Raw genomic sequence first — 384 nt, 5'->3', positions numbered from 1 at the left:
CCGATGCGTCGCAGCAGCAGGTCGACGCGGGCCCGGGCACGGTGCGGCAGGGCCATGTGGACCGCCAGCGCGATGCACAGGCCCAGGCCGGCGGCGGCGAGCAGATCGTGAAGCATGGTTTGAGTGTGACCGAACTTGCGCTGTTGAGGACAGCCGATTTGAGGGGGGCTCAGCGAGGCTGGCGTCTTTCCCACAATGCCAGCATCGCGTCAGGAATCGCCCGGCTCGCCGTGTCGCGCGCTTCGGCCGTGGCCTCGGCCAGCGGCCCGTCCTCGGCGCCCAGTGCCGCAATCGGCGCCAGCAGCGCCGCCGTGTCCGGGTCGTCGAACCACGGCGCCCAGGCTTCGGGTGCCAGCTCCACCGCGATCAGGAAGCCGGCGGCCC

Annotated in this window: 1 protein-coding gene; it reads right to left on the bottom strand. The window is 71.9% G+C overall.

Going from position 1 to position 384, the window contains the following annotated elements:
- Positions 1 to 169 precede the first annotated feature (169 nt).
- The coding region (locus RZA33_RS19395; protein ID WP_317509519.1) for a UPF0149 family protein at positions 170 to 384 on the bottom strand (215 nt) is incomplete at its 5' end.

Origin of the sequence: Halovibrio sp. HP20-59, assembly GCF_033052795.2 — a bacterium.
Lineage (GTDB): Bacteria > Pseudomonadota > Gammaproteobacteria > Pseudomonadales > Halomonadaceae > Vreelandella.
The sequence above is the reverse complement of the archived record's forward strand: the minus strand, read 5'-3'. Positions and strand labels throughout refer to the sequence as shown.